21 protein-coding genes are annotated in these 25,789 nt (G+C 48.0%); 5 read left to right on the top strand and 16 right to left on the bottom strand.

The annotated features are described in order from the left end of the window. The first annotated feature begins 137 nt into the window (after positions 1-137). A complete protein-coding gene (locus QF049_RS24855; RefSeq protein ID WP_307541380.1) occupies positions 138-716 on the top strand; it encodes an NAD(P)H-dependent oxidoreductase in 579 nt (192 codons plus the stop codon). Between the two features lie 116 nt (positions 717-832). Here QF049_RS24855 and nikE read toward each other — a convergent pair whose 3' ends face one another. The 10 genes from nikE to QF049_RS24805 form a co-directional block, all read right to left on the bottom strand. Further along, positions 833-1,633 (bottom strand): nickel import ATP-binding protein NikE, encoded by an 801-nt coding sequence (nikE, locus tag QF049_RS24850; RefSeq protein WP_307541378.1) that lies wholly within the window; start codon positions 1,631-1,633, stop codon positions 833-835. A 162-nt stretch (positions 1,634-1,795) separates the two neighbouring features. Then, positions 1,796-2,602, bottom strand: coding sequence for an ABC transporter ATP-binding protein (locus QF049_RS24845; RefSeq protein ID WP_307543412.1), 807 nt, complete (start codon positions 2,600-2,602; stop codon positions 1,796-1,798). Between the two features lie 38 nt (positions 2,603-2,640). Beyond that, positions 2,641-3,471: a nickel ABC transporter permease subunit NikC gene (gene nikC / locus QF049_RS24840; RefSeq protein ID WP_307541376.1), complete on the bottom strand. Its 831-nt coding sequence runs from the start codon at positions 3,469-3,471 to the stop codon at positions 2,641-2,643. Further along, positions 3,468-4,412 (bottom strand): nickel ABC transporter permease subunit NikB, encoded by a 945-nt coding sequence (gene nikB, locus QF049_RS24835; RefSeq protein ID WP_307541374.1) that lies wholly within the window; start codon positions 4,410-4,412, stop codon positions 3,468-3,470. Before nikB ends, nikC begins: the two co-directional genes overlap by 4 nt. A gap of 59 nt (positions 4,413-4,471) precedes the next feature. Beyond that, complete coding sequence (nikA, locus tag QF049_RS24830; RefSeq protein ID WP_307541373.1) at positions 4,472-6,103, bottom strand: nickel ABC transporter substrate-binding protein; 1,632 nt, start codon at positions 6,101-6,103, stop codon at positions 4,472-4,474. Between the two features lie 294 nt (positions 6,104-6,397). Continuing rightward, the gene (locus QF049_RS24825; RefSeq protein WP_307541371.1) at positions 6,398-7,339 is read right to left on the bottom strand and encodes a glycoside hydrolase family 113; all 942 of its coding nucleotides are present in this window, start codon (positions 7,337-7,339) and stop codon (positions 6,398-6,400) included. A 237-nt stretch (positions 7,340-7,576) separates the two neighbouring features. Next, entirely contained in the window at positions 7,577-8,614 is a 1,038-nt protein-coding gene (locus QF049_RS24820; protein WP_017691679.1) for a glycoside hydrolase family 130 protein, read from the bottom strand. Between the two features lie 225 nt (positions 8,615-8,839). Further along, entirely contained in the window at positions 8,840-9,673 is an 834-nt protein-coding gene (locus tag QF049_RS24815) for a carbohydrate ABC transporter permease (protein WP_124116727.1), read from the bottom strand. Between the two features lie 2 nt (positions 9,674-9,675). After that, a complete protein-coding gene (locus QF049_RS24810) occupies positions 9,676-10,563 on the bottom strand; it encodes a carbohydrate ABC transporter permease (RefSeq protein WP_017691677.1) in 888 nt (295 codons plus the stop codon). Between the two features lie 195 nt (positions 10,564-10,758). Then, positions 10,759-12,072, bottom strand: a complete 1,314-nt coding sequence (locus QF049_RS24805; protein ID WP_307541367.1) for an ABC transporter substrate-binding protein — start codon at positions 12,070-12,072, stop codon at positions 10,759-10,761. Between the two features lie 413 nt (positions 12,073-12,485). Here QF049_RS24805 and QF049_RS24800 point away from each other — a divergent pair, with 413 nt between their 5' ends. From QF049_RS24800 to QF049_RS24790, 3 genes are all read left to right on the top strand, one after another. After that, positions 12,486-13,676 carry an AGE family epimerase/isomerase gene (locus QF049_RS24800; protein WP_307541365.1) on the top strand — a complete coding sequence of 397 codons (1,191 nt, stop codon included), beginning with the start codon at positions 12,486-12,488 and terminating at the stop codon, positions 13,674-13,676. Further along, on the top strand, positions 13,673-14,857 hold the full coding sequence (locus tag QF049_RS24795; RefSeq protein WP_307541363.1) for a glycoside hydrolase family 130 protein: 1,185 nt from the start codon (positions 13,673-13,675) through the stop codon (positions 14,855-14,857). The genes QF049_RS24800 and QF049_RS24795 overlap by 4 nt, the downstream gene beginning before the upstream one ends. Positions 14,858-14,996: 139 nt before the next feature. After that, positions 14,997-16,073 (top strand): substrate-binding domain-containing protein, encoded by a 1,077-nt coding sequence (locus QF049_RS24790; protein WP_307541360.1) that lies wholly within the window; start codon positions 14,997-14,999, stop codon positions 16,071-16,073. 75 nt (positions 16,074-16,148) lie between these two features. On the opposite strand, the gene QF049_RS24785 is transcribed toward QF049_RS24790, so the two are convergent. The 3 genes from QF049_RS24785 to QF049_RS24775 form a co-directional block, all read right to left on the bottom strand. Beyond that, the gene (locus QF049_RS24785; RefSeq protein ID WP_307541358.1) at positions 16,149-16,826 is read right to left on the bottom strand and encodes a hypothetical protein; all 678 of its coding nucleotides are present in this window, start codon (positions 16,824-16,826) and stop codon (positions 16,149-16,151) included. 449 nt (positions 16,827-17,275) lie between these two features. Beyond that, positions 17,276-18,712, bottom strand: coding sequence for a pectate lyase family protein (locus tag QF049_RS24780; RefSeq protein WP_483874752.1), 1,437 nt, complete (start codon positions 18,710-18,712; stop codon positions 17,276-17,278). 281 nt (positions 18,713-18,993) lie between these two features. After that, entirely contained in the window at positions 18,994-19,509 is a 516-nt protein-coding gene (locus QF049_RS24775; protein ID WP_091012544.1) for a DUF2179 domain-containing protein, read from the bottom strand. Positions 19,510-19,855: 346 nt separating this feature from the next. Here QF049_RS24775 and QF049_RS24770 point away from each other — a divergent pair, with 346 nt between their 5' ends. Beyond that, positions 19,856-21,070 carry a Leu/Phe/Val dehydrogenase gene (locus QF049_RS24770; RefSeq protein WP_307541353.1) on the top strand — a complete coding sequence of 405 codons (1,215 nt, stop codon included), beginning with the start codon at positions 19,856-19,858 and terminating at the stop codon, positions 21,068-21,070. Positions 21,071-21,452: 382 nt separating this feature from the next. Here QF049_RS24770 and QF049_RS24765 read toward each other — a convergent pair whose 3' ends face one another. From QF049_RS24765 to QF049_RS24755, 3 genes are all read right to left on the bottom strand, one after another. After that, on the bottom strand, positions 21,453-23,120 hold the full coding sequence (locus tag QF049_RS24765) for a hypothetical protein (RefSeq protein WP_307541351.1): 1,668 nt from the start codon (positions 23,118-23,120) through the stop codon (positions 21,453-21,455). 1 nt (position 23,121) lies between these two features. After that, positions 23,122-23,913 (bottom strand): ABC transporter ATP-binding protein, encoded by a 792-nt coding sequence (locus tag QF049_RS24760; RefSeq protein ID WP_307541349.1) that lies wholly within the window; start codon positions 23,911-23,913, stop codon positions 23,122-23,124. A 234-nt stretch (positions 23,914-24,147) separates the two neighbouring features. After that, positions 24,148-25,656 (bottom strand): RICIN domain-containing protein, encoded by a 1,509-nt coding sequence (locus QF049_RS24755; protein WP_307541347.1) that lies wholly within the window; start codon positions 25,654-25,656, stop codon positions 24,148-24,150. Positions 25,657-25,789 lie beyond the last annotated feature (133 nt).

Raw genomic sequence — 25,789 nt, 5'->3', positions numbered from 1 at the left:
TAAGGTTTGGGGCTACACGTTATAAAAAGAGAATCGTCAACATAATACAGATGTATTACCGGGTCATACGTGACCTTTTCTTTTTGCACATGAGGTTAGTGTTCATTAACTAAAATAGTCAGGACGTGTCATCTTCTATGAAGAAAATATTAATCATTCAAGGCAATCCCGTCTCACCCAGTTACAACGGCGCAATCGCCGAGGCGTACCGCAAAGGTGCGGTGCAGGCTGGTGCCGACGTCCGCATGATCACCCTGAACGAGTTGGCATTTAATATGAATCTGCAGGGAGGATATCGTAATAAACTTCCACTTGAACCAGATTTGCTGGAGGCCCAAGAAGCAATCAAATGGGCAGAGCATCTCGTATGGGTATTCCCGATTTGGTGGGGAGGACCGCCTGCCCTGCTGAAAGGTTTCGTTGACCGAATCTTCATGCCAGGTTACGCCTTCAAGTATCAGAAAGGAAAACCTTTCCCGGATCAACTACTCAAAGGCCGCACCGCCCGCATGATCACTACGATGGATGGTCCTAGCTGGTACTTCAAATGGTTCCAAGGTGAGCCCGCACACAAAATGATGAAAATATCCACCTTTGCACTCACTGGCATCAAACCTGTGCGGATAACAACTGTAGATCAAGTTGGGAAGAAGTCAGATGAGCAGAGAAAGATTTGGTTGGATAAGATCGAACAGCTTGGGCGGAAGATGGGGTAAGACAGAAAATTGCCTAATCCTAAACAAAACAAAAAAGGGATGTCCCTACGTCATATTCAAGACGGGACACCCCTTTTTTTGCGTTCGTTATAGTCTACGAACCTTGCACACGTTATTTACCCAAACAAAATACGACCTGACGGATGCTCAGGCAAAATAGCTGTAACCAGCTGCTGCACAGCCGGATGATCCGACTGCATTACCGATTCCCCGGCATCACCGCTATAAACCAGCTTTCCTTGATCCATTACGGCAATGCGGTCACAGATCGTCATGGCGGCCCGAATGTCATGTGTGATAAAGAGGTAGGACAACCCATAAGATGCTCTGAGCTCCGCTAATAAGGATAGGATTTGCGTCTGGTGCACCATATCCAGGCTGCTAATCGATTCGTCCAGTACGATTAACTTCGGCTTGAGCGCGATAGCTCGTGCGATGTTAATTCGCTGTAGTTGCCCACCGCTGAACTGGTGCGGAAGCTTGTTTGCATCCTCTGGTGTAAGTCCGACCTGCTCAAGCAGTTGTCCAACCACACGAAGTTGTTCTTTTGCCGACAAACGCTCGTAATTATCCAGCGGCTCACCGATGATCTGCGCGGCAGTCATAAGCGGATTCACAGCCGAATAACAGTCCTGGAACACGACTTGCAGATCACGTCGTAATCCCTTAAGCACGGGTTTGCTGGATCGGTAGATATCCTGTCCTTGAAATAAAACCTGACCCTGGCTGGGCTTCTCCAGACCAAGAATGATTTTGCCCAAGGTACTTTTACCTGCCCCGCTCGTACCCAACAGTCCCAGACAAACACCCTTTTCAATCGTAAGTGAAATGTCTGCCAGCACAGGAGGACGAGCTCCCGAACGATCCAGCCAATTACGTTTGCTATAGCTATGGCTTACTTCACGTACCTGAAGCATCAGGTCATCCTCCTCTCTTGTACTTGGCAGAAGCAATCTCCGAAGGACACGAAATTACACATCATCACCATGTCCACTCCTACGTTATCCACTCAAAATACAGTTCATACCCGCTCGCTCCACAAATACACTTACTGAACGATTCATCACACATGTCATTGGCTATCGTCTCAAAGACATACTGGGCCTGGCATTTAACAACATCCGGGTATACTCATGCTGCGGGTGATCGAACAGTTGGTACACTTCTGCCTGCTCCACAATCCGTCCCTTCTGCATAACCGCCACTTCATCTGCCATTTGCGAGATCACACCCAAATCGTGGGAGATGAGTAAGATGGATGTGCCGTATTCCGTACGTAGCCGATCCAATTCCTGAAGCACCTTGAACTGATTCACGACATCCAGTGCCGTCGTTGGTTCATCAGCAATAACCAAAGCCGGTCGCAGGCACATCGATATGGCGATCATCACCCGCTGCAACATACCGCCACTCAGTTGAAAGGGATATCGCTTCATCAGTTTGGCCGGCTCGGGCAGGTTCATGTCTGCCAAGGCTGCAATCGCCCGCTCTCGGGCTGCTGCTTTCGACATTCCCGTATGCGTACGCAAAGTTTCAATGAATTGAGATCCAATCGTATATACGGGTGTAAAAGCATTCATCGGATTCTGCATAACAAATCCGATGTCCTTGCCTCGGATGCTCCGCATCTCCTCACCTGACAACGAACCAAGCTCCCGTCCATTCAGGCGGATGCTGCCCGATACCTCCATCCTGCGCGGATCAAGCAGGTGGAGCAGCGCGTTACACGTAACGGTCTTGCCGCTGCCACTCTCGCCGACCAGACCGAAGACACGACCTTTTTTTAATTCAAAATCAATGGGCGCAAGTAACGGGACGGAACCCTCCGCTGTTCTAAAATTCACTTGCAGACCTCGAACTTCGAGTACTTTCGCTGCATCATCCATCGTTACGTTCACCTCCATATGCCTTTGGTTCCGAACCACTACCTTTTTGCAATGCCATAACGCTCAGATAATGCTTCACCCAAAATGTTGAACGTAATGACTACCAGTAGAATCAATGCCCCTGGGTAGATCATTAACTCCGGATGACTGCGAATATAACCTGTTCCTTCATGAATCATGGCGCCCCATTCTGCATTCGGTGGTTGAATACCGAGTCCGAGGAAGGACAATGCAGATATATCCATAATCGCCCAGCCCATCTCCAGCGTGCCCATCACAACAATGGGACGCTGCACGTTAGGAATGATATGTTTGCGAATAATCGTCCACGAAGAAGAGCCGCTAATCCGCGCCGCCGCGATAAAATTCCGTTCCTTCAGACTTACGACCATGTTCCGACAGATGCGTGCATAATACACCCACTGTACCATCATGAGCGCTAGAAGAACCTGCATCAGACCTGGACCAAAAATCCCCACAATACCGAGCACCAGAACCAGATTCGGAAACGCCATAATGCCTTCACACAAGCGCATCAGCAGACTGTCCACCCAGCCACCAAGATAACCGGAGATTGAACCTACAATGACACCTATGAGCAAAGAAGACAGAAAGATCAAAGTAGCAAATCCAAGCGACACCCGCGCGCCATACATCAGCCTGGTGAGATTGTCGCGTCCCAGATGATCCGTTCCCAGCCAATGCTCAAGCGATGGACTCGCCAGCTTCTGCAACAGATTCACCTTCACCGGGTCATGAGGAGCAATCCACGGAGCCAGTATCGCAATCACGAAGAAGAGCAATATGATCACCGAGCAGATCTGGATGGCTCTCTGTCCTTTAAATACCGAACGCCATTTGTTTATCAATGTTCTGCCCGTCCTTTCGCTGAAATCCGTGGGTCCATAACGAGCTGCACCAGATCAACGAGCAGATTGCATACGATGAACAGGCATGCCGCCAGGAAGACATAACATTGAATCACGGGAATATCCCGGTTAAATATCGCATCTACAAAGTATCGTCCGAACCCAGGCCAGGAAAACACTTGCTCCACAATAATGGTACCTGTGAGCAGCTTGCCCATACTCATCCCCATCCCCGTAATGAGGGGCGATATGGCGATTTTCAGGACATGTTTCAGCATAATCACTCTTTCGCGAATTCCGCGTGTTCTTGCATACTGTACATATGTCTCCTGCAATTGCTCCAGTACACTGGAACGCAACAATCGGGTGTAGATCGCAATAAGAATCAAGGAGAGTGTAATCGTAGGCAGAACCAGATTCTCCCACGATCCACGCCCCTCCACAGGGAGCCAGTCCAGCTTCACCGAGAAAAAGAAGATCAGCAGGTAACCGAGCCAGAATTGCGGAATAGATGCTCCAAAATAGGAAATCGCACGGCTGACCATGTCAATCCAGCTATTCTTATACACCGCAGCCAGTATTCCCAAAGGAATACTCACCAAAGCCGATAACAATATACTCCAGAAGGCTAGTTCAGCCGTAGCCGGGAGCCTTAATTTCACTTCATCCCATACCGGTTTATTCGTGAGATATGAGGTGCCGAAGTCGAGCTTGGCAATCTTCTGAATCGTATGCACATATTGGGTTAACATAGGCTGATCCAGACCGAACTCATGCCGCTTTTGCGCAAGCAGCTCCGGTGTTGGATAGATATGAGCGGCTGTCAGATAAGCCTCGGCCGGATCAACCGGCGATATATGAATAAGCGCAAAGGTCACAAGTGTAGCGATAAAAACGATAGGAATGATCGCGATCATTCGCTTACCAATATAACCGATCACCAAACGTTCCTCCCTTTTATCAAGCTACATGACCTTAACACTCTCAAAGTCACTACTTATTAATTGCCTAATTCAATGCCCACAAACGGATTTTCATCACGGTTCGCCGGGAAAATAAAGTTGGAGATTTTCTTCTGATATACAGCCGTTTTCTTAATATAAGAGATCGGTACGATCGCCGATTGCTCCTGAAGTGTCTTCAAGATGGAGCCATATAGCTCTTGGCGTTTCATCTCGTCTGTGGATGAAAGGGCTGCATGCACCTGATCGTCCAGTTCCTTTTTCATCGGCAACGCACTCAGGGTCTCGGAAATCCCAAATCCAGGGCTCGCTACAACGTTAATGAAGGAATGTGGATCATATGGCGCACCATAGTTGTACCAGAAATACAGGTCGAAATCATTGGCTTTCAAACGCTTGATCTGAACCGTAAGTTCCAGCCCAGTGAGATTTACTTTAACCCCAAGCTCGCTCCATTCCGCCTGAATGGTCTCAGCCATCGCTTTCTGAATCGGGTCTGTCTTGTCAAAAATCATCTCGAAATCAAGCTGCTGACCGTCTTTCTCACGAACCGTACCACCTGCTGGCAGCTTCCAGCCTGCTTCATCCAGTAAAGCTTTGGATTTTTCCACGTCATACGTGATCGGTTCCAAGTCTACATTGGTGTACGGATAGTTTTTGGACAATACGGTATCGGCTGGTTCTTCCAAACCGGAAGTGACACCTTCCACCATCGCCTGTTTGTTAAACCCTTGCTGGAGCGCCATCCGTACTCTGACATCGGACAGCTTTGGATTGGAAGAGTTCAGCAGCAAGCTACGAGTGCCTACCGGATCAGACAATTGGGTCACATATTCATCATTGTCACGCAGCTGTTGGAACGCATCCAGACTGATCACACCTTCACCGTAGATCAGATCGAGATCACCTTTTTCAAAAGCAAGTACACGGGTTTCACCGTCAGGAATGATTTTAACCGTAATCTGATCTACCTTCGGTGCTGTTCCCCAATAATTCGGGTTGCGTTTGAAAACAGCATATTCGTCCTGCTTGTAATCAGCCAGCATCCACGGGCCCGTTCCAACCGGCTCTTTGATGCCTTGGGATGTATCTCCGTCATCCGGGAATCCAGCTTCACCCAGGAAGCGGAAAGGACGAACCACCGACAAATCCTGAAGAACAGGATAATACGGCTCTGTGAGTGTCAGTCGGAAAGTCTGGTCGTCCACAACCTCCGTCTTGTCGAGCACGCCTACAATGCCCAGCCAGCTATGTGTGTCTTTATTTTTCATTACAGCATCAAAATTCTTTTTCACAATCTCAGCATTAAATGGCGTACCATCCGAGAATTTCACACCTTGGCGAAGCTTGAATGTATATACTTTGCCGTCATCGGAGATAGTCCATGATTCTGCCAGCGCAGGTTCCAGTTTTCCGTCCTTCTGGTAACTGATCAGTGGCTCATAGAGCATGGATTGGGCAAATAATTGCGAAGGATTGTACGTATGCGGATTCATTGTACCGATATCACGTGGCCATGACATCGTAATCGACTTCGTAGATGTTTGATCCGAAGCAGCAGATGAGGATTTATCTGCACTTCCTGTATTGCTGCAGCCCACGATAACCAATAGCAACAAGAGCATAGTTGCCAGTGTGAGCGCCGAAGATTTGCGATGTTGTACAGACATGGATGTTGAACCCCTTTTCTCTATTTCATGATAATGATTCTCATATTCATCCATTAAGAATAGGCAGGAGTCCTCCTTTTGTCAATAAAATTCGACATGGTATGTGTTGTTACTAATATAGCCAAAGAACCTTTCCTGTGGGAGGAAAGGCTTCTTGATCTGAATGTAAATTACAACTGGAAAAATGAGCTCCACCATAATCTGCTATTCCTTGCTCACAGCATGGAAATCACGAAAGTACATATAGAGATATATCACTAAGATTCATCTCACATACACCTTCTTGTTTCTCGTTTAAACTTCTACAGCGATGCCTTCATAGAACCGACGAATAACCTTCTCCGCAGGCTTGCCGTAAACTCCATATCCGTCATCGGTCAGTGCATCCTTCTCCGCGTGTAGATGTGCACTCCAATCCCACAGACCGAATCCGCGTACCCAGTCACGCTGACTAACATGTCGGAACATGGCCTCATAGAAACGCTCCTGTTCTTCCGCGCTGACTTCGCCTTCCAGCCCCCAATCGTTCGGTACCTGGGCTGATCCATTGCGGCTGGGACAGCCTGCTTCCGCAAAGAAAAAGGGTTTGCCATAAGGAGCAATCGCCTGCTCGATTCGATCCAGCTGTGTCTCCCAGTCTCCGATAGGGTAATACCCACTGGAAGAGATCACGTCCACTGCATCCCACCATTTCACATGACCTTCCTGATATTTGTCCGTGTTGTATGACACCAGTCCCGTGTACACATCACGCACACCGGCGATCACCTCTCGCCACTCTTGATCCCGACGCTCGGATTGCACCATCTCACAGCCTACAATGAACATCTCACACTTTTCCTGCTCTGCAATCGCTGCATAATGCTTCTGAAATGCCGTGTAGCTGCGGAACCAATCCTTCCACTTCGGCTCACAAGGCACATCGATATCAAAAAAGTTAATATGAGCACGCCATGTGCCATCGGTGCAGTTGACGGTTGGTTTCAGAATGACACGCAGCCCGAGTGTACGGGCATAACGAATCATGTCGACCAGTTCATCATCCTCGACCAGATGTTCACCCCGATACTTGACCTCTACCGCCTGCGGATGATCCTGATGTGCCGCCAGTGCAAAAATAACATGTGAACTGCCTGTACGTTCAGCCATCAGGCGCAAGGATTCTTTGGCCTCCGGCTTGCGGAAGTCTCCCTTGCCACTCATCCAGCCAAATGTAAATCCTTTGATATAATCCATATGCATTGCTCCCCAATGTTTCTGTTCACTTAATGTAAAAAGAATGACCGAATGTGTACACTTTCACTACGATTGCAGTACCATTTTCCGATCGCCGTTATCCCCAGATTTCTGTCAATCCCTTTTATACAAGGGAGAAATCCGGGGATAAATGCGACCACTTCGCTTCTTCAGATTGGTTCCGCACTCTCCGTTATTGTGTAAATTTCAGATTTTAAAAAATTTGTTTCACTTCGATTACAGCTTGCCTTCCTCGTGATCCCCGGCGATGACTTCGTCCGTCTCGATCACATAGTTCACGATCTCTTCGATGGTGGTGTAAGCCACGCCCACATACGTATCGGCAGCGCCGTAATAGATGGCGATACGTCCGGTCTCTGCATCATGCAGCGTTGCACACGGGAAGATGACGTTATCAACGAATCCTTGTTCTTCGTACCATTTTTCAGGTGTCAGTACGAAGTTAGAAGAACGATATTTTACTTTGGATGGCTCATCCAGATCCAAAATGACCGCACCCATGCTATAGACGAATCCGTTGCAGGTTCCAGTTACGCCATGGTAGAACATCAGCCAGCCTTCGGACGTTTCGATTGGAGCAGGACCGCCGCCAATTTTGACCGATTGCCACCAGCCCTGACCGCCTTTGCTCATCACATGACGGTGCTTGCCCCAGTACACGAGATCCGGGCTTTCGCTCAGAAAAATATCCCCGAATGGCGTATGTCCGCTGTCGCTTGGTCTGGACAACATGACATAGTTATCGTTAATTTTGCGCGGGAACAACACGCCATTCCGGTTAAACGGCAGCATTGGATTTTCGAGGCGGACAAATGTTTTGAAGTCATCTGTTTTGGCCAGGCCCAGTGCTGCACCGTAGAAGTCTGTACACCAGATGATGTAATACGTGTCTTCGACTTTGACCAAACGTGGATCGTACGCATAGTTCGGCATAAACGGATCGCCATTTTCATCTACAAATGCAATGCGCTCTTCTTCAATCGTCCACTCCAAACCGTCCTCACTCGCCCCCATGTGAAGATGCGGACGGCCATTAACGGTTTCAGCACGGAATACCCCGATGAATTTCCCTTCATATGGAACAACGGCGCTGTTGAAAATGCGGGCAACACCCTTCACCGGGTTACGCGGCACGACTGGATTCGCCGAATGTCTCCATACCGGGCCTTCGGTTCCCTCCGGTTTGGCCTCCCACGGCATATTCGGCAAAGCATCCCCAACAATGTGTACGTTTTTCGTTTCAGCAACTGACATTTTCATTTCTCCCTTCGGTTAGGCTTTATGAAATGAATACTAAAATTACACTAGACCACTTCGATGACAGAACAACCTTCCGATCGCCGTTATCCCCAGATTTTTTTGATTCCTTATAAAAGGGGGAAATCCGGGGATAAATGCGACCACTCCGTTTCTCCAGCTTTTTTCTGTCCTCTTCGTTCCTGTGCATTCTCTTATGCATTTCATATAGCCTCTCGTTTTTTATTTAACTGAGCCTTGCGCGAAGCCATTGTAGATGTACTTCTGTAACAACAGGAAGATGATCATGGTTGGTATAATGGCGATCATGATGCCGGCGCTGATGACTTCCCACTGCGATCCGAAAGGTCCCTTGAATTTGAACAAGGCAGTGGATATGACCTGTAGATCGGTCTTGGGCATGTACAGAAACGGTGTGTAGAAATCGTTATAGATGTTCACACCCTTCACGATAATGACTGTTACAATGGCCGGTTTCAGCAGTGGCAGAATGATTTTCCAGTAGATCGTGAAGTACGAAGCGCCGTCCAGCATGGCGGATTCATCCAGTGCACTTGAGATGGAGCCAAGGAATTGCAGGAAAATATAAACCGCGATGATATCTGTACCCAGGTACATGACGATGGCGGCCCAGCGTGTGTTGAACAGGTCGAGCGCGTTGATGATCTGGAATGTGGCGACCTGTGTTGTAACACTTGGAATCAGGGTAGCGAGCAGGAATGCCGCGACCATGATCTTCTTGCCTTTGAATTTGAACCGATCCAGCACATACGCGATCATGGAGCCCGTTAAGGTCGCTCCTATAATAGAGATGACCAGGATAATAATTGTATTTTTGAAACCAACCAGCATATTGCCATCCACAAAAGCCTTTGTATAGTTCGCAAAGTTCAGCCAGTTGGCTGGCGGGGCAAGCGGGCTGCTGGTCGCGTATTCCGCATTCGTTTTGAGAGATGCAAACAGGATAACCACGATGGGTAACAGTGCGATAAACGCCGCAAGCACCAGGGAAGCATATTTAACCACGCTCGCAAGGGTGTATTTGAGTTGTGTCACGTTTATTCCTCCCCTTTCATGGTGACGCGCTGCACGAGCGTAACAAGAATAACGATCAAGAGCAGCACCACAGCCATGGCGGATGCCAGTCCCAGCTTGCCATATTTAAACGCCAAATGAACCGTCTGGATTACAAATGTCATACTGCCGTTGGAACCATCGGTCATGATATATGGAATATCGAACGCACTAATTGCGCCGCTAATCGCCAAGATCAGGTTGAGCTGCAGGATGCGTGTAATGCTTGGCAGGATGATGTGGCGGAATTGCTGCCAGCGATTGGCGCCATCAATATCGGATGCTTCATACACATCCTTCGGAATGGAGGAGATTGCACCCAGGAAAATGATAAAGTTGAAGCCCATGTATCTCCATACTGATGCACCTGCGAGTGACACGTTAATAATATTCGGATTACCGAGCCAGAGCTGCGTATATTGTCCCAGCCCTACAGCATGCATGAGCATATCGAGTGTACCGTCCGGTTTGAAGAAAAAGAGGAAGATAAAACCGATGGCTACCCCATTCAGCAAATAAGGGAAAAACAGTATGCCTTTGAAAAAGTTTTTGCCTCGGACTTTGAAACTCAGAATCGTGGCAAAGTAAAGCGCCAAGCCCATCTGTAAGAACGTAGCCACGAAGTAGTACAAGCTCACAATAAATACTTTGAAGTATTCGGGATCACTGAATATGCGCGTATAGTTCTCAAACCCAACATAATCAAACCTTTTGCTGTATCCATTCCAATCGGTGAAACTGTATTTGAACATGTTGATGACCGGTAAGTATGCAAACGTGAACAGCAACGCCAGCGGAATAATTGAGAAGGCACAGATGATAAATATGCGTTGCGCTGAGTAACCCCAATTCGAAAGTTTTAAGTACTTCATGCTCTCCACACCTCCAAGCGGTTCTCCCGCCTATATATCGAAAGACTCCCGTCCAATGGAATCCTGGTGGAACACTGCCGGGGGAAGAGCATGGGTATCATGCTTTCAGACACCACATACTCCATGCTCCATTCATATATGGATTCCTATATCCCCGCAGTCCATTCATCACCTGATCCACTTACGTTAATCCCATTATTTCGTGAGTTCTGCTCTTGCTTTTACCCACTTGTCGTTCAGATCTTTCATGATGTCGTCATACGATTCTTTGCGGTTCCCAATACCTGCTTCGATAATGCGTTTCTTGAAGTCAGGCTGCCAGAGACCGATTTCGCCTTCGTTATCAATCTTGTCGACCAGACCTTCCTGACCTTCTTTGGCAGGCGTGAGTGTGGAGAATTGAACGTCTTTATATTGATCCAAAATCGGTGGTAATTCAGCATTCTTGTCCGCATCCATACCGCCACCCTGTTCAACTGCGTAGTTCGATTTCGTCAGGAACCAGTCAATCCAGGCTTTGGCAGCAGGTTTGTTCTCACTATTCACGTTCATGCCGATGTTATAGTCGGCGGAGAGCGGAACCACAACCTCACTTGCATTGGTTGGGAAAGGTAAGAAACCAATGTCGTCCGGGGTATCCGTCATGCCTTGGATCTGTGTGATCGCCCAAGAGCCCAGTGCCATCGTAGCAATTTTGCCTTTGGCGAGATCCGCTTTGGAGCTTTCCCAGTCGGTTGTCGTTGGATCTTTCTCGATTAAACCGTTCTTGGCTGCATCATAGAGCACTTTATATAGTTCATAGTGCGGCTGACCAGGCACAAAGTTTTCATCTGTGTTCGGTTGGTCCACGTTAACGTAATCCACACTGCCTGCAACGGTTGGCAGATCCGATTCCCATTGGGTGAGAGCCCAGCCGGATGCATAGTTGGTGTAAAGCGGAACCGCATCTGTATTGTCTTTGACCAGTTGAAGCGCAGCCTGGAATTGCTCCGGTGTTTTGGGAACTTCCATAATACCTGCGTCTTTAAACACCTGTTTGTTATAAATGATTCCAGAGAACGTAATTACGGTAGGGATACCGTAGACCTGACCATCCACCATGCGTTCTTCAATGGCGGTGTATTTGTCTTTCAACTCATCGTACGTGCCGAGCGGCTCGAAAAAGTCCGGGATATCTGCGATCGGAACACTGGTCGGGATCATCAGTACGTCACCATAATCCTTGGTGCTCATACGGATCTTCACTTGTCCTTCGTAGTCGGCCAGAGCCTGAAAGTTCACTTTAACATCCGGGTATTCCTTATTGAACTCAGCAGCGTAGTCTTTGAATACCGTATCCACAATATCTGTACGTTGTGTAAGGACAGTAATCTCACCCTTGATATCTGCCGGATCTGTACTGATCTCCTCCCCTGCCTGCGAAGATCCACCTCCGGATGAACATGCAGCAAGTAGCGAAGTGATGAGCAGCATCGTCAGCAACATCATCCAACCTTTGTTTTTTCTCAATTGTTTCGACCCCTCTCTTAATTTAATTAAGTTATCGTTAAGGTTACAAAATGAATTCTATTATGGTAACGCTTACCTGTCAATTCATTTATTTATAACTTAACAAGAAAAATTGCGATGCATTTCGTTGACATCTGTTTTTCAGAGCACTAATATGGACTAATAAAGTTACCGATAACTTAATTATATGAATTGATTAAACATTTACATGAAACGTAGAGGACAGAAAGAACCTGAAGAAGTGGAGCGTTCGCCTTTATCCCCGGATTTTCTCCTTATAACGAGGAATCAAAAAAAATCTGGGGATAACAGCGATCGGAAGGTTATTCTGTCATCGGAGTGGCCATTGTAAATATTCTTTAGTTCAATTTATATATTAAGATTTATGTAACACGTTGAAGGAGCGCTCACTTATGAATACAAAAACAACCGAACTTCAATCTGAGATTAAGGCGCATTGGGAAAAGCAGATTTTACCCTTCTGGTCCAACCTTAAAGATACAACCCACGGTGGGTTCTACGGCTGGGTTGACAATGATCTTCAGGTTAATCAACAGGCACCCAAAGGCGGGATCGCCACGGCACGGCAACTCTGGTCTTTTGCAGCAGCCTATCGGGTTACCGGAAACGAAAGATGGCGCGATCACGCGGAGCACGCCTATCGTTTTCTCGCTGACCATGTGATGGATACCGAATATGGCGGTATGTACTGGATGGTAGATTACACAGGGGAAGCACTTGATACGAGCAAACATGTGTATACGCAATCATTCGGCGTGTATTCACTCAGTGAGTACTATCGTGCTACCGGGGATGCTTCTGCATTGGAACTTGCGAAAACGCTTTTTGCACTAATCGAGGACAAAGGTTTGGATGCCGAACTACCTGCGTACAAGGAACAATTTGATCGCACATGGAAGGAACAGCCTAATGAAATGCTGAGCGAAAATGGGGTGATTGCGGATTACACAATGAATACGCATATCCATGTGCTGGAGGCCTACACCACGCTCTATCGCGTGTGGCCGGATCAACAAGTGAAGGCGGCGCTGGAACGCCTGCTCGGAATTTTGTATGAACGTGTGTATGACCAAGACACCAAGTTTCTCGGGGTATTTTTCAACAAACAGTGGGAGTCCATCATTGACCTGCGCTCGTTCGGACATGACATTGAAGCCAGCTGGCTGATTGACGAAGCACTGAAAGTTCTGGGGATGAAGCAACATCCGAAGTATGCGGCGATGGTTACAGATATCGCCTATAACATCTCCAAAGTAGCCGTGAATGCGGATGGTTCCCTGCTCAATGAACAAGAAGGTGAACATATCGATGAGAAGCGAATCTGGTGGGTTCAGGCAGAGGCCATGGTCGGTTTCTATAACGCGTATCAGCGTACAGGTGATCCACTGTTTCTGGAGAGAGTGGAACGCTTGTGGACCTATACAAAAGGAAACATCATTGATCAGCGTGCCGGCGGGGAATGGTACTGGTCGGTGGACGGAAACGGCACACCGGATCAGAGCGAAATCGCAGGACCCTGGAAATGCCCGTATCACAATAGCAGATTCTGTATTGAACTAATTGAGAGGATGGGATCAGAATGATACACCCAAAATACAAGGAGTTACTGGAGAAACAGGAACAGCTACTTAGTCGCCCCAATGAGATCAATTCTTCCTTCTACAACGGCATATATGATCGGTACCAATATCCGGTTATCACTCGCCATCATGTACCGCTGCATTGGAGATTCGATCTGGATGAGACGACGAACCCGCATTTCATGGAACGCCTGGGCATTAATGCGACGTTGAATCCGGGAGCCATCTATTTCAATGGCAAATACGTCATGGTTATTCGTACGGAAGGATTGGATCGCAAATCAATCTTTGCGCTCGCCGAAAGTGGCAATGGAATTGACGGATTCCGTTTCACGGGTAAACCATTGGTCTGGGATGATATCGATGCGGATGAAACCAATCAGTATGATATGCGCCTTGTTCAACATGAAGATGGCTGGATCTATGGCATCTATTGCTCGGAGCGCAAAGACCCAGAGGCTCCTGCTTTTGATACATCCAGCGCAGTTGCACAGGCAGGACTGGTTCGTACACGGGATCTTACAAGCTGGGAACGGTTGCCCAACATCACAACGAATTCCCCTCAACAGCGTAATGTTGTATTGCACCCGGAATTCGTGGATGGAAAGTATGCCTTCTACACCCGTCCACAGGACGGATTCATCTCGACAGGCAGCGGCGGCGGAATCGCCTTTGGTCTGTGTGAGGACATCTTGAACCCTGTCATTCATGAAGAGGCGATTATCGACGAACGGCAATATCATACGGTATATGAGGTCAAAAACGGTCAGGGCCCTGCTCCGCTTAAGACGGATCGTGGCTGGATTCACATTGCTCACGGGGTTCGGAACACCGCAGCAGGCCTGCGCTATGTGTTATACACTTTCGCAACGGATCTGAATGATCCGGCGCGTATTATTGCCAAGCCGGGCGGCCACTTCATTGCTCCTTATGACGATGAGCGGGTAGGCGATGTGTCCAATGTTATTTTCTGCAACGGTGCTGTGGTCAATGAGAAGGAAGAAGTCTTTATCTATTACGCTTCAAGTGATACCCGCTGTCATGTAGCAACAACGACGCTGGAGAAACTCGTTGATTATACGTTTAATACACCGGCTGATCCTTATCGTTCCCTGGATTGCGCCAGCCAGCGGGGTCAGCTGATAGAACAAAATGAGAAGCTTTTAGAGAAACAATTGACATAACATCGCTATAACAACCTTTCAAGCAAGCCCAAAATATGCTGAAAATAGCGGAACAACAGCCAGAATGGCTTTATTCCAAGTGGGTAACGATGTATACTGATATGGATTGTTATTATGTGCGGAGAAAACACTCATCATAATGACAGCACATTGTGCCTATACCGGCTTGAAGGAGGCGACCATACTGAAGAACAATATCACCATGCGGGATATCGCCGACAGGCTCGGGGTCAGCAGTGTGACCGTCTCGAAAGCATTGAATGATAAAGATGGCGTGAGTGGCGAATTAAAGGAAAAAATTAAAGTGCTTGCTGCCCAAATGGGCTATCGGTATAATGCCGCTGCCCGTTCGATGAAGGAAGGCTTAACCCATAATATTGGCGTAATTATCCCGGAGCGTTTTACCGGGCCGACGCAGTCGTTCTATGTACGCGTGTTCCAGCGCATCACCAAACATCTGGAGGAACAGGGCTACTACGGCATTCTGCACATTCTGAATGTGGAGGATGAGGAAGAATTAACGCTACCCAAGCTATACAGCGATAACAAGGTCGATGGTTTCATCGTGCTTGGACAGATCAGCAAAGAGTATATTGAACTGGTGCGATCGATGGAAGTTCCCAAAATGTTTCTCGACTTCTACGATGAACATTCCGATATCGATTCCGTCGTTACCGATAACTTCTACGCTGCCTATGAGCTGACGAACTATTTGGTTCAGCAGGGCCATCGTAACATTGCTTATGTGGGAAACCTGTATTCCACAAGTAGCATCCAGGATCGATTCCTCGGATATTACAAATCCTTGCTGGAACATCGGTTGCTCATGAATCCGGATCTGGTTCTGAATGATCGGGATGAACGGGGTACGTTTATTGAGATTGATCTGCCGGAGCAACTGCCAACGGCCTTTGTATGCAACTGTGATCAGGTCGCTCATCTGCTTGTTCAGAAACTGACTTCCATGGATATTCAGGTACCTGGCCAATGCTCGGTTGTTGGTTTTGATAATGATATCTATGCCACGCTCTCCGATCCCAAGCTGACAACCGTCGAAGTGGATGTGGAACAGATGGCGCGCACGGCAGTTCAGTCCATGCTCAAAAAGGTCGACAACCCAAACCGCAGTTTCGGCCGTGTACACGTGAAAGGCAACATCATCTATCGTGACTCGGTGAGTGCTGTGTCTGCCTCATCAGATACTATGGATATTTGAATTAAAAAATGAAATAAACGAACACAGATGACTGGCCTGTATCTTACTGGCCAGTCTTTTCTGATGCATGGGGGCTTAAGGACGGCGACGATCTGTTGAACCCCTCAAAAATGTAGTCGTTCTCCAAATCGAGAGGATGAGGATCAGCTCATACACATTGGTTAAAGTTCCACTTTCCACTGGCAGGGAGATTAACTGCCCTGCAAACAACAATGCAGTTCCAACAAACAGCCAAACCCATTTATGTTTGAAAAGAACGATCAGGCTAACCAATAAGAGTACAAGCCCCACGATGATCACCATCATTGGCGGACCTCCATGACCTTCTGCCATATATCTCAGTACTCCATACTCTTCTATAACCTTGAGATTTTTAACCTCGGATAAAGTAAAGCCTACAATCTGGTAGATAACCAGACCTAAAGTTATCAGCCATGCCACCACACTCGTTATACTTCTATTTGCAAACTTGGCACCTGAGCTGCGCAAGATATGGTAGCCAACAAGAATAAGGGTAGGGGTAGCAAAGGCATGCAGCCAAAATCGAAGGCTACTGAGAACCATTAACACTTCCCCTTCCCCTATCAAATTACCTACAGCAATAATTCCATTATCATATGCCAAGCTGAACGCTACAAATAGCTGAAAACTGAAATAATCGAGCCATTGCTTCCGCTGGGTTAAATAGACGGCCATCCGAACAACAAGTATCAAATAAACAAGAGTAAGTGCGGAGTATATCCATACATCCAAGCTGCTTCACCATCCTTTCGACAATCTTCAAGAGCTGGATCGGTTCTCCGAATTCAACTCCCCCCTTCTATGAGCCATTGCACAAGTGTTATATTTTTCAACTCATATTCACTTGCTCGTTTTTGTATATTGGTAAATAAGTGGTCAATTCTAATAAATTATATTTACCGGTAAGTAAAATTACAAGGTGAATTTGTAAAAATGGATAATTTGTCATAAATTACTCACTGGGGTAATGAAGATAAATATCAATTTACAACGTTTACCCAGGAGACCAACACATGCTGTAGCTGGAGATGATCCACCCTAACAAGGAGTCACTTTTCAAGTCGGCCCGCGAAACTGTTTATGGAGCTGATTCATATAAAAAGAGCACTCCCGGCTATCGTAGCTGCAGGAGCACTCTTTTCCTTATTTGAAGAACGTAAAAGCAACAGGTTACTCTGGTATCAATAACTTGTCTTCAACCAATTATCCTTGGACCAGGTCAGTTTACCTGAACCCGCCCCATTGGAAGCAATGAGACGTGCATTCAACGTAGATGGATCATCTGTGGTATAGCTGTAAGGAAGTGTCGAGAAACCGTTCCAGGAGAACGATTTCACCACGGCCGGGATTGGCGCCAGTGGACTACCAGACGTATCACTGCTGCCACGGAATGAGCTTCCATCCAAAGAATACATGGTATCGATCACTCTGATTTTGCCGGTATAGGTTGGGTCTGCCGGATCGGTCTGATTGTTGCGAACAGGATAAAGAACGTCCTTGATGACTGATTTCTCAACCAATACGGCTCCGCTCTCTGTGGAGATTGCCCCATTGCCAATGATATCGAACTTATAACCTTTGGACGCAATCGCTGTTGCCATCGCCGTTGTAATTTTGGCTTTAGCGGCACGTGCCCCTGTCGAATCCATCACGATGTTGTAAGCATGTGCGTTGCCTCCACGCAGGCGTGGCATCCGGTCCTGAATATCTTTGTACAGATTATGGTGAAGCGTCATGGACAGGTTCGCGTTAGCTGATTCCAGGCTGGTCGAACCGACCAGATGTCCTTTCTTTTGTGGTCCCGAGATAGCGATAATATCGGCTTTGCTGAGACCTACAGCACTGCTGCGCAGGTAGTTGTACATGGGGTAGGAAGCCTTATTCGCTTCCAATTCGTTAATCTGCTGGGTAACCCAGCTGTTCGAGCTGCCGTCATCCCCTTTGAAGAGGGACCAGGAGATGGTCACGCCGCTGGTTCCTTTTTTCGAATCCACGAGTCCGTCATAGGCCTTATTAAATGTGCAGTGATCAATCCATACGTTGCTGTTCTCCTCCAGGGTGATGTAATCCCAGTCATTCTTGTCGTAATCACCTTTGGTGGATTCATCCCATTCCCATAACTCATCGAACTCCAGATTACGGATGATGACATTCGAGCTTCGTTTCACGCTGATCGCAGCGTGTTTGATTTTGGAACCATTGGCGGAGAAAATCGTGAGTCCATTGAAACCGTCAATCGTGAGCTTGCTGACACCGGTCTGTTTTAATACGGGATGCGTCAGCGCATCATTATGCTTGGCAAAAGGAGAAGTCTGCGCTGCACTCGGAATTTCATTCCATCCCAGATTCAGATCGTTCATGATCTCAACAACTTTGACGCCGGAGTTCTTTTTCAGAGCCAGTGCCAGATCGGTCGCATTATACACTTTCTTATACGTGGCTGTGTTTGATTCGCTAATGATGCCGCCGCCCGCGTTCCCTTGGGAGAAGCCTGTAAGATTGTAATCTGCGTTACCCGCTGCCTGCACACTTGCCGGTCCGGACAATAAAGTTAACCCCAACGTTAGAGCCAGGGCTGTGCTGCATAAACTTCGAAATTTGATTTTCATCGATTCCATTCCTCCCAATATATGATGATGACATTCGTCCATCGCTGCCATGCCAAGTTACGAAGGACATGTTCTCAATGTAAGCGTTGAAAGCGATTACAACAATAATCCCTATCTCACATGTGGTTAGGAAAGGCTGGTATGGTAAGGGTTTGTACTGTAAGCAACCTTGAATCGTACAGAGTTAACTTGGGAAGTGAGGTTTCAGGGATATATCGTGGTAACAAGAACATTCCAGATGGGATGAAATTAAAAAAGCAGGACTGCATCTGCCGCAGACCTGCTCGATTTTACTTTTTGATGGAACGTGTCCAGAAGCCGCCATGGAACTGTTTGGGCTCCACAGTGATGACAAATGCTTTGGGGTCCAGACTGAGAATCGTCTGATAGAGCAGTTTCTGGTTTTTTCGTTTCGCCAGAATCTCCATCACAAGCCGATCTCCGTCACGTCCACTACCCACCCACGCAGTAACACCGTATCCTTTGTCCCGCAGGGCATTCGCAACGTTGCTTCCCATCTGGTTACAGATTACTTTAACGGTAACGTAACCGAGGGCAATCTTCTCTTCGATCCAGGCCCCTAGTAATACACCGAGTCCATAACCTACCGCGTAGACGATCAGGGCAGATGGTTGGGTTAAATACTTGAGTACCAGATTCAGACCGAGCACATAGATCACAATCTCACCCATGCTGATCAGTGCGGCGATATATTTCTGGCCTTTGAGTGTCAGAATCATCCGTAATGTATAAGCCGATACATATACAATCTGGATCAAAAAGATAAATACCAATATTTTAAACAATCACAATCCCTCTTTCCTGGCCTTCACAACGGAATTGGCCCTTTGCTGCATATCCTCGACGATTTCGTATCATCTATGCTTCCTGTATGTTCGCTCTATCTCCATCATTGGACGTTATACCCTCATTCTAAACGGGTGGATGTAAATCCGTAGGCATTTTCTGCTCTCTGGCATGCCGGAACTGCCATTATAGAACCGTTTGTACCGATTATCAACCCGGCGGAGGTCCCAGGGTCGAAAACGGGGGTCTTTGAATATGCTGTATCATCATAAAGCCAAGCACGCTGGCACAGGATATCAGGTCAGAACCAGGATGGATGGGTCAAAACAAAAAGGGGGTACCGTCATGCAGCTATGGCAGGAGATGGAGCGGGAAGGCATGGAGGAACTCATTTTTTGCCATGATGCAGATAGTGGATTGAGGGCGGTCATTGCCATTCATAACACGGTCCTTGGACCTGCGCTCGGCGGATGCCGCTACTGGTCGTATGCGTCCGAGGAAGAAGCTGTTCGGGATGCTGTGAAGCTTGCCAAAGGCATGACATACAAAAATGCAATCTCCGGACTGCCGTATGGTGGCGGGAAAGTGGTCATGTGGGATGTGCCTATTGCGAAGAATGCAAAACCGGATGAGGATGGTTGCGGATCTCAAAGTGGTGAGCAGGTCGCTGGAGATCTAGGGGTAGAGCAGCATAAGGGCGCTGCCGCTGAACAGAAAGTCGTCACCGATCAGGTTGCTGATCGTATAGATAAAAGCCTGGGTACGGACGTATCCAAGCGGGCGCAGCGCTTTCGCGCACTGGGTCGTTGTCTGGAGCGGCTGAACGGACGGTACGTGACCGGTCTTGATCTGGGTACCACGGCGACAGACATGGACCAGATCCGACTGGAGACCGCACATGTGACGGACACCACGGGTTCGCTTGGGGCGCAGGATGACTTCACTGCCGAGATGACCGCCTACGGCGTACACATCGGCATTGTGGCCTCGCTGCGCCAGCAAGGCATTGCATCTTTGCAGGGCATTCCCGTTGCCGTCCAGGGACTGGGCAAGGTCGGGTATGCCCTGTGCCGTTACCTGCATGCAGCCGGGGCACGGCTCATTGTGGCAGACGTTGTACCGGAGCGTGTACAACGTGCCCTTGTGCAGTTCAGCGGCGCCATCTCGGCCGATCCGGCCCATATCCACGCCGCTGACTGCAAGGTCTTCGCCCCCTGTGCCCTAGGGGGCGTACTGACCCCGGCAACGGTAGAGGAGCTCCGCTGCTCCATCGTTGCCGGGGCGGCCAACAACCAGCTGAGTGAACGACAGCTGGTTGCAGGCCGCATGCAGGCGCGCGGGATCCTGTACGCGCCTGATTATGTGCTCAATGCAGGCGGAATCATCTCAACCGCCTACGAGCTGGAAGGCGCCGGGCCTGACCTGATCCGCCAAAAGGTGGCGGGGATTGCAGGCACGCTGAGCAAGGTATACGCAGAAGCTACGCAATCTGCGATCTCCACAGCCGATGCAGCCGATCGGCTGGCGGAATCCATCCTCCGAGCAGGCCATACAAGATAATGCGCCCCCTCCTGGGGAACCTCCACTGCTTTACTTCATTCTAAAGAACCTGATACACGCTATTTGGTCCTTTTAGCATGGATCTAAAATCTAACGAATCTCAGACACGTTATTGTGCCAAGTTTGGTCCTTTTTCAAGCTAAATAGCTACTTTTCCGAAGGATAGCGTTCCTGAGGTTCGTTAGAATTTATATTTCATGTTTTTTCCCCGAATAGGTTGTCTCAGGTTCGTTAGCGCTGCGGCCGAAGATTTCTTTGGGGTAGTATCTATAGGGTAGTATCACCTATTAAAAGAGCTAACCCCGACATCCGTGTCCAGGTTAGCTCTTTTACCCTCTCTTATTGTTTAGCCCTCTTACTCTCTTTCTCTACTACTCTATTCTCAAACTGCAACCGACCTCTTCTCCGATGTCTTCTTCTCCCCATACAACTGCGTCCACAGTAACATATTCGCCACGATCAGTAGCGCACCATAGATCCATACGCCCCCCGATATCGAACGGAAGAAGACATGGACTCCCCATAACATGGCGAGTACAGGGAGGGCGGCGAATACATACCAACCATCACTTTGCTGTGCCATACTGAAAGATTGGGAGAACGGCGGCTTACGCAGCAACAATTTGCCTGCCAGTGGCACAAGCGCCGTAGCTGTCAGCATAATTATCGCAATATCCGGCAGTATCCGTAATCCAAATGTCCAGGTGAACAAAATAGCATTTGCTAAGAATATAGGCAGGAACATGTTGCACAGGAACGCCTTCAGAGCACCTTTATATAACGCGCTATCATCCGCCATCGGTGCAGCGCGAAAGGTCCAGAACGCCTTGTATTGTCCCGAAAATTTCAGCATGACTACCACCGTTACAACCAGAATCAGCACGATGTAAAAGGTGTATACGAACGAACTTTGCCTAAACTCCGCCCAGGTGGAGGATTGCAATTGGGTATACCAAAATATATAAGGCAAAACAAAGGATAAACCAAGCGATGGATACACCTTCAGCTTGAATTCCCGTTCGTTACGCATCATGCTGGCTGACAGACGGAAGCAAGCCTGCTCCTCTCTCGAACGACTGACCACCTTGGAGATCAAACGATCCCATGTTCCGCGTCTGCGTCCAGATGACTGACCCGAGTGTGCCATTTTCTCCAGATACATTTCAAAGGAAGGCATCAGCTTCACATATACGATCATACTCACCACCGGAACCAAGACTGCAAGTGCTGTGAACGTATAGATCCACACATTCCCGCCCCCTGCAAATAACCATTCATATGCGGCCGCATACCATAACGGAGGCAACAGCAGCTGCCACCATGCCGGGGTAAATACCATACCAAAGTCAATAATGCTGAACGAACGGATGACCAGCTGATAACCGATTGCAATCCCCACGGAAAGCAGAATCTGTACCATATTGATCATATCCTTCAGCTTCTCACCATCCAGAAACTTCATCATGAACAGATAGATCAGAGACGTTGTCACCAGAATCAGCATATTGATCAGAATCAGTTCTACAAGGAAGATCAGAAAGAATCCGATCCCATGCGTCACCAACGCGGCAATTAGCGGTATACCGGTTAATGAACCCGTCAGCAATAGCAGATATACGCCCGCATGGATGGCTCGCGCCATACCCACCGTTCGTCCATTAACGGGTTTGGTCATAATGATATTGCGATCCCGGATGTCCAGCAGCACGGAGGAAAAATCCGAGATCATGGACGTCATGATCATAAACATTAAGATTCCAAACACAAGTCCCATCTGAAGCATGAAATGCCCCGTATCCCAGACGATGAAGGGAACCATCATCAGTCCCATTAATCCATACAACCACAGGGAACGAAGAAACTGATTACCTTCCTTGCGCTCCTTTTTCCCTGAATTGTTGGATAAAATGGTAGGTACTCTACGTTGATCCATCTGGAACTTCACTCGCAAAATCAGGCGCAGCACATCATAATCCGCCCCTGTTCTGGCGATGAGCGGACGAAAGCAATCCAGAATCTTGAGTGTGCGGAAGTCGGAGGATTCCTCCATATCAGTACACCTCCTGCACAATCGATACAAAACGCTCAGCAATGGCTATGTGCTCATTGAAACCCGTCAATTGATTGAATACTTCCTCCAATGTCAATGTACCCTCCATGGACTGCTGTTGGAGCTGCTTGAACGTTCCGTCTGCCACGACGCGTCCTTCAGCGATCAGTACAATTCGACTGCTGATCTTCTCCACCACATCCATGATGTGTGACGAATAGAAGATCGTTGTGCCTTTGGCTGACAATTGTGACAAAATCTCTTTGACCACCATCACACTATTGGCATCCAATCCGCTGAGCGGTTCATCCAGGAACAACAGATCCGGGTCATGCAGCAGCGCAGAGATCAACAGCACTTTCTGACGCATACCTTTGGAAAAGGATGCAATGCGGGAATGATATGATTTTTCCAGTCCAAAACAATCCATCAATAGCTTGGCTTTGTAATCCGCATCTTCATAGGACATACCGTATAACTCTCCCGTAAAAGTCAGATACTCCGCAGGCGTTAATTGTTCGTACAATTCCGCCACTTCCGGAACATAGCCGATTCTGCGTTTATACTCCACATCGCCATCCGCAATATCTTTACCAAAGATTCGCACCGTGCCTACATACCCTTCAACCAGCCCGAGTAAAATCTTAACCGTCGTACTTTTGCCAGCCCCGTTTGGACCAATATATCCAATCATCTCACCGCGCTTCACTTCCAGATCGATGCCGTTCAGCACATAACGTCCGTTGTATCTCATACGCAAGCTTTCAATTGATAGCACTTGTTGTTCACTCACTTCGTTATCCAGCTCCTGTCTCTATCTTTTTCTACAATTCTACTAGTTTACCACAGATTGGGATGGTAATGATCGGAAATAGGTCACAATATGAGCCATCAGCTGGATATCCCTTTCGAGTAAAAGCATCACGTAACATGCGTGAATACATCACAAAGCCCCTGTCCCACCTTATGGTAAGAGACAAGGGCTTCCACCTTATTTTGAACCTTATTTTATAATATCTAAAAAGTCTTACTGCACCTTAACAATCTGAAAATGCTGATTCGTACCGCCATTATCCGTCCACTGGATGGCCGCAGCCCCATCTGCCAAGGATTGACTAGAGATATCCAAGACCTTGCCTGTACTGCGGTTCCTCAGTTTATAATAACCACCACCTACATGGACGAGCTGCCATTGCTGGCTGTCCCAGCCACCATCATTCCACTGTTCAATGACAGCCCCATCGGTCGTGGCACCATTCTCCACACCAATTAGCTTGCCACTGGAACGGTTGATGATTTTGAAATAGCTGCCACCCGCATCGGTAATCTGCCACTGTTGACTTGTCGTCCCCCCATCTGCTCGCTGCTCCAGATCCGCACCGTTGGCGGAAGAACCCCCGATGACATTCAGTAATTTATTGCTTTTACGGCTAATCAGCTGATATGAAGCATTCGGGTCCCACACATCCGGTGTACTCACTCCTGTCACGGTCCCTGTTGCTGTATCAATTGTAATACTGCTGGCCCAGTTCATCGCCAGACTGGTTGCACTCGGGAATGAAAGTGGCAGCCAGACATACTTGGAATCCTGCACAGGTCCGCTCCATGCACCAGCCCAGCGATCACCCATGTAGAGATAGGATGTGGTCTGTGAACCTTCTACTGGAACGACATAGGTAGATTGGGAACCATACGTTGTGCCGTCTCCAAAATTGCTAAGACCGCTCCATGTGCCTGTAATGCTGGAGGCTGTCGCATATTTGGCCTGATTTGGATTCCAGCCTGTCGCACCCGAGGTGATCAGGAAGTAGACACCGTCTTTTTTGAATAGGGCAGGTGCTTCACGATATTGTCCGGGCCACAGCGTTGTGACAAGGGATTCCACACCCAGGAAATCCGGGGTCAGCTTATATATATTCAGATCTGCATTCACTCGGGTCGCGGAGATCAGATAAGCCGTTCCGTTATCGTTGTACACCGTCATATCTCTGGAATCATACCCAAGAGGACGATAACTGCCCACATACGTGTACTTGCCATCAACCGTATTGGAAGTAGCTACGGCCACTCGGGCCTCGCCATAATCCAGACCATTCTCTTTATGCATCCACAGCACATATTTGCCAGTCGAACTGTTATAAATGACTTTTGGGCGTTCAATGTTGGAGATATTTAACTCGGCTGCCGAGCTGCTGGTGAGCACATCATTGCGGTACTCCCAGTTCTTCAGATCCGATGAACGATACACGGACACGGCCTTGAACGTTCCATTCGGATTGCGGTTCTCCCCAAACCAGTAATAATACCCATTTGCCTTGATCATCCCGCCTCCATGGGCATGAACGACATTGCCATTGGTATCCTTGAACTGTATCCCGTTCGTTACACTAAGCGGAGCAGCTGAAGCATCCGGTCCGGGTGCAAGCAGCATACCTATTGATTGCAGCGCCAAAACCAAAGCAAGCAGATAGCTCAAGCGGCGGGTAAAGCGACGTGAATGTGTATTCTTTTTCAACCATCCATCGTTCATAGCCATATCGTAATGCACCTCCATGTATTTTATGAAGCGCTTACATAAAATTAAAATCGATATGTCTCATCTGCCTCCGATCAATGATGCATTTCAGCATTAGAATTCCTGGCAATACTGGCTGGGCGTTCACCTCCTT

It is taken from the genome of Paenibacillus sp. W4I10 (genome assembly GCF_030816325.1).
GTDB classification, from domain to species: Bacteria; Bacillota; Bacilli; order Paenibacillales; family Paenibacillaceae; genus Paenibacillus; species Paenibacillus amylolyticus_B.
Note: the sequence above shows the minus strand (reverse complement) of the source record. Positions and strands in the feature narration are given on the sequence as shown.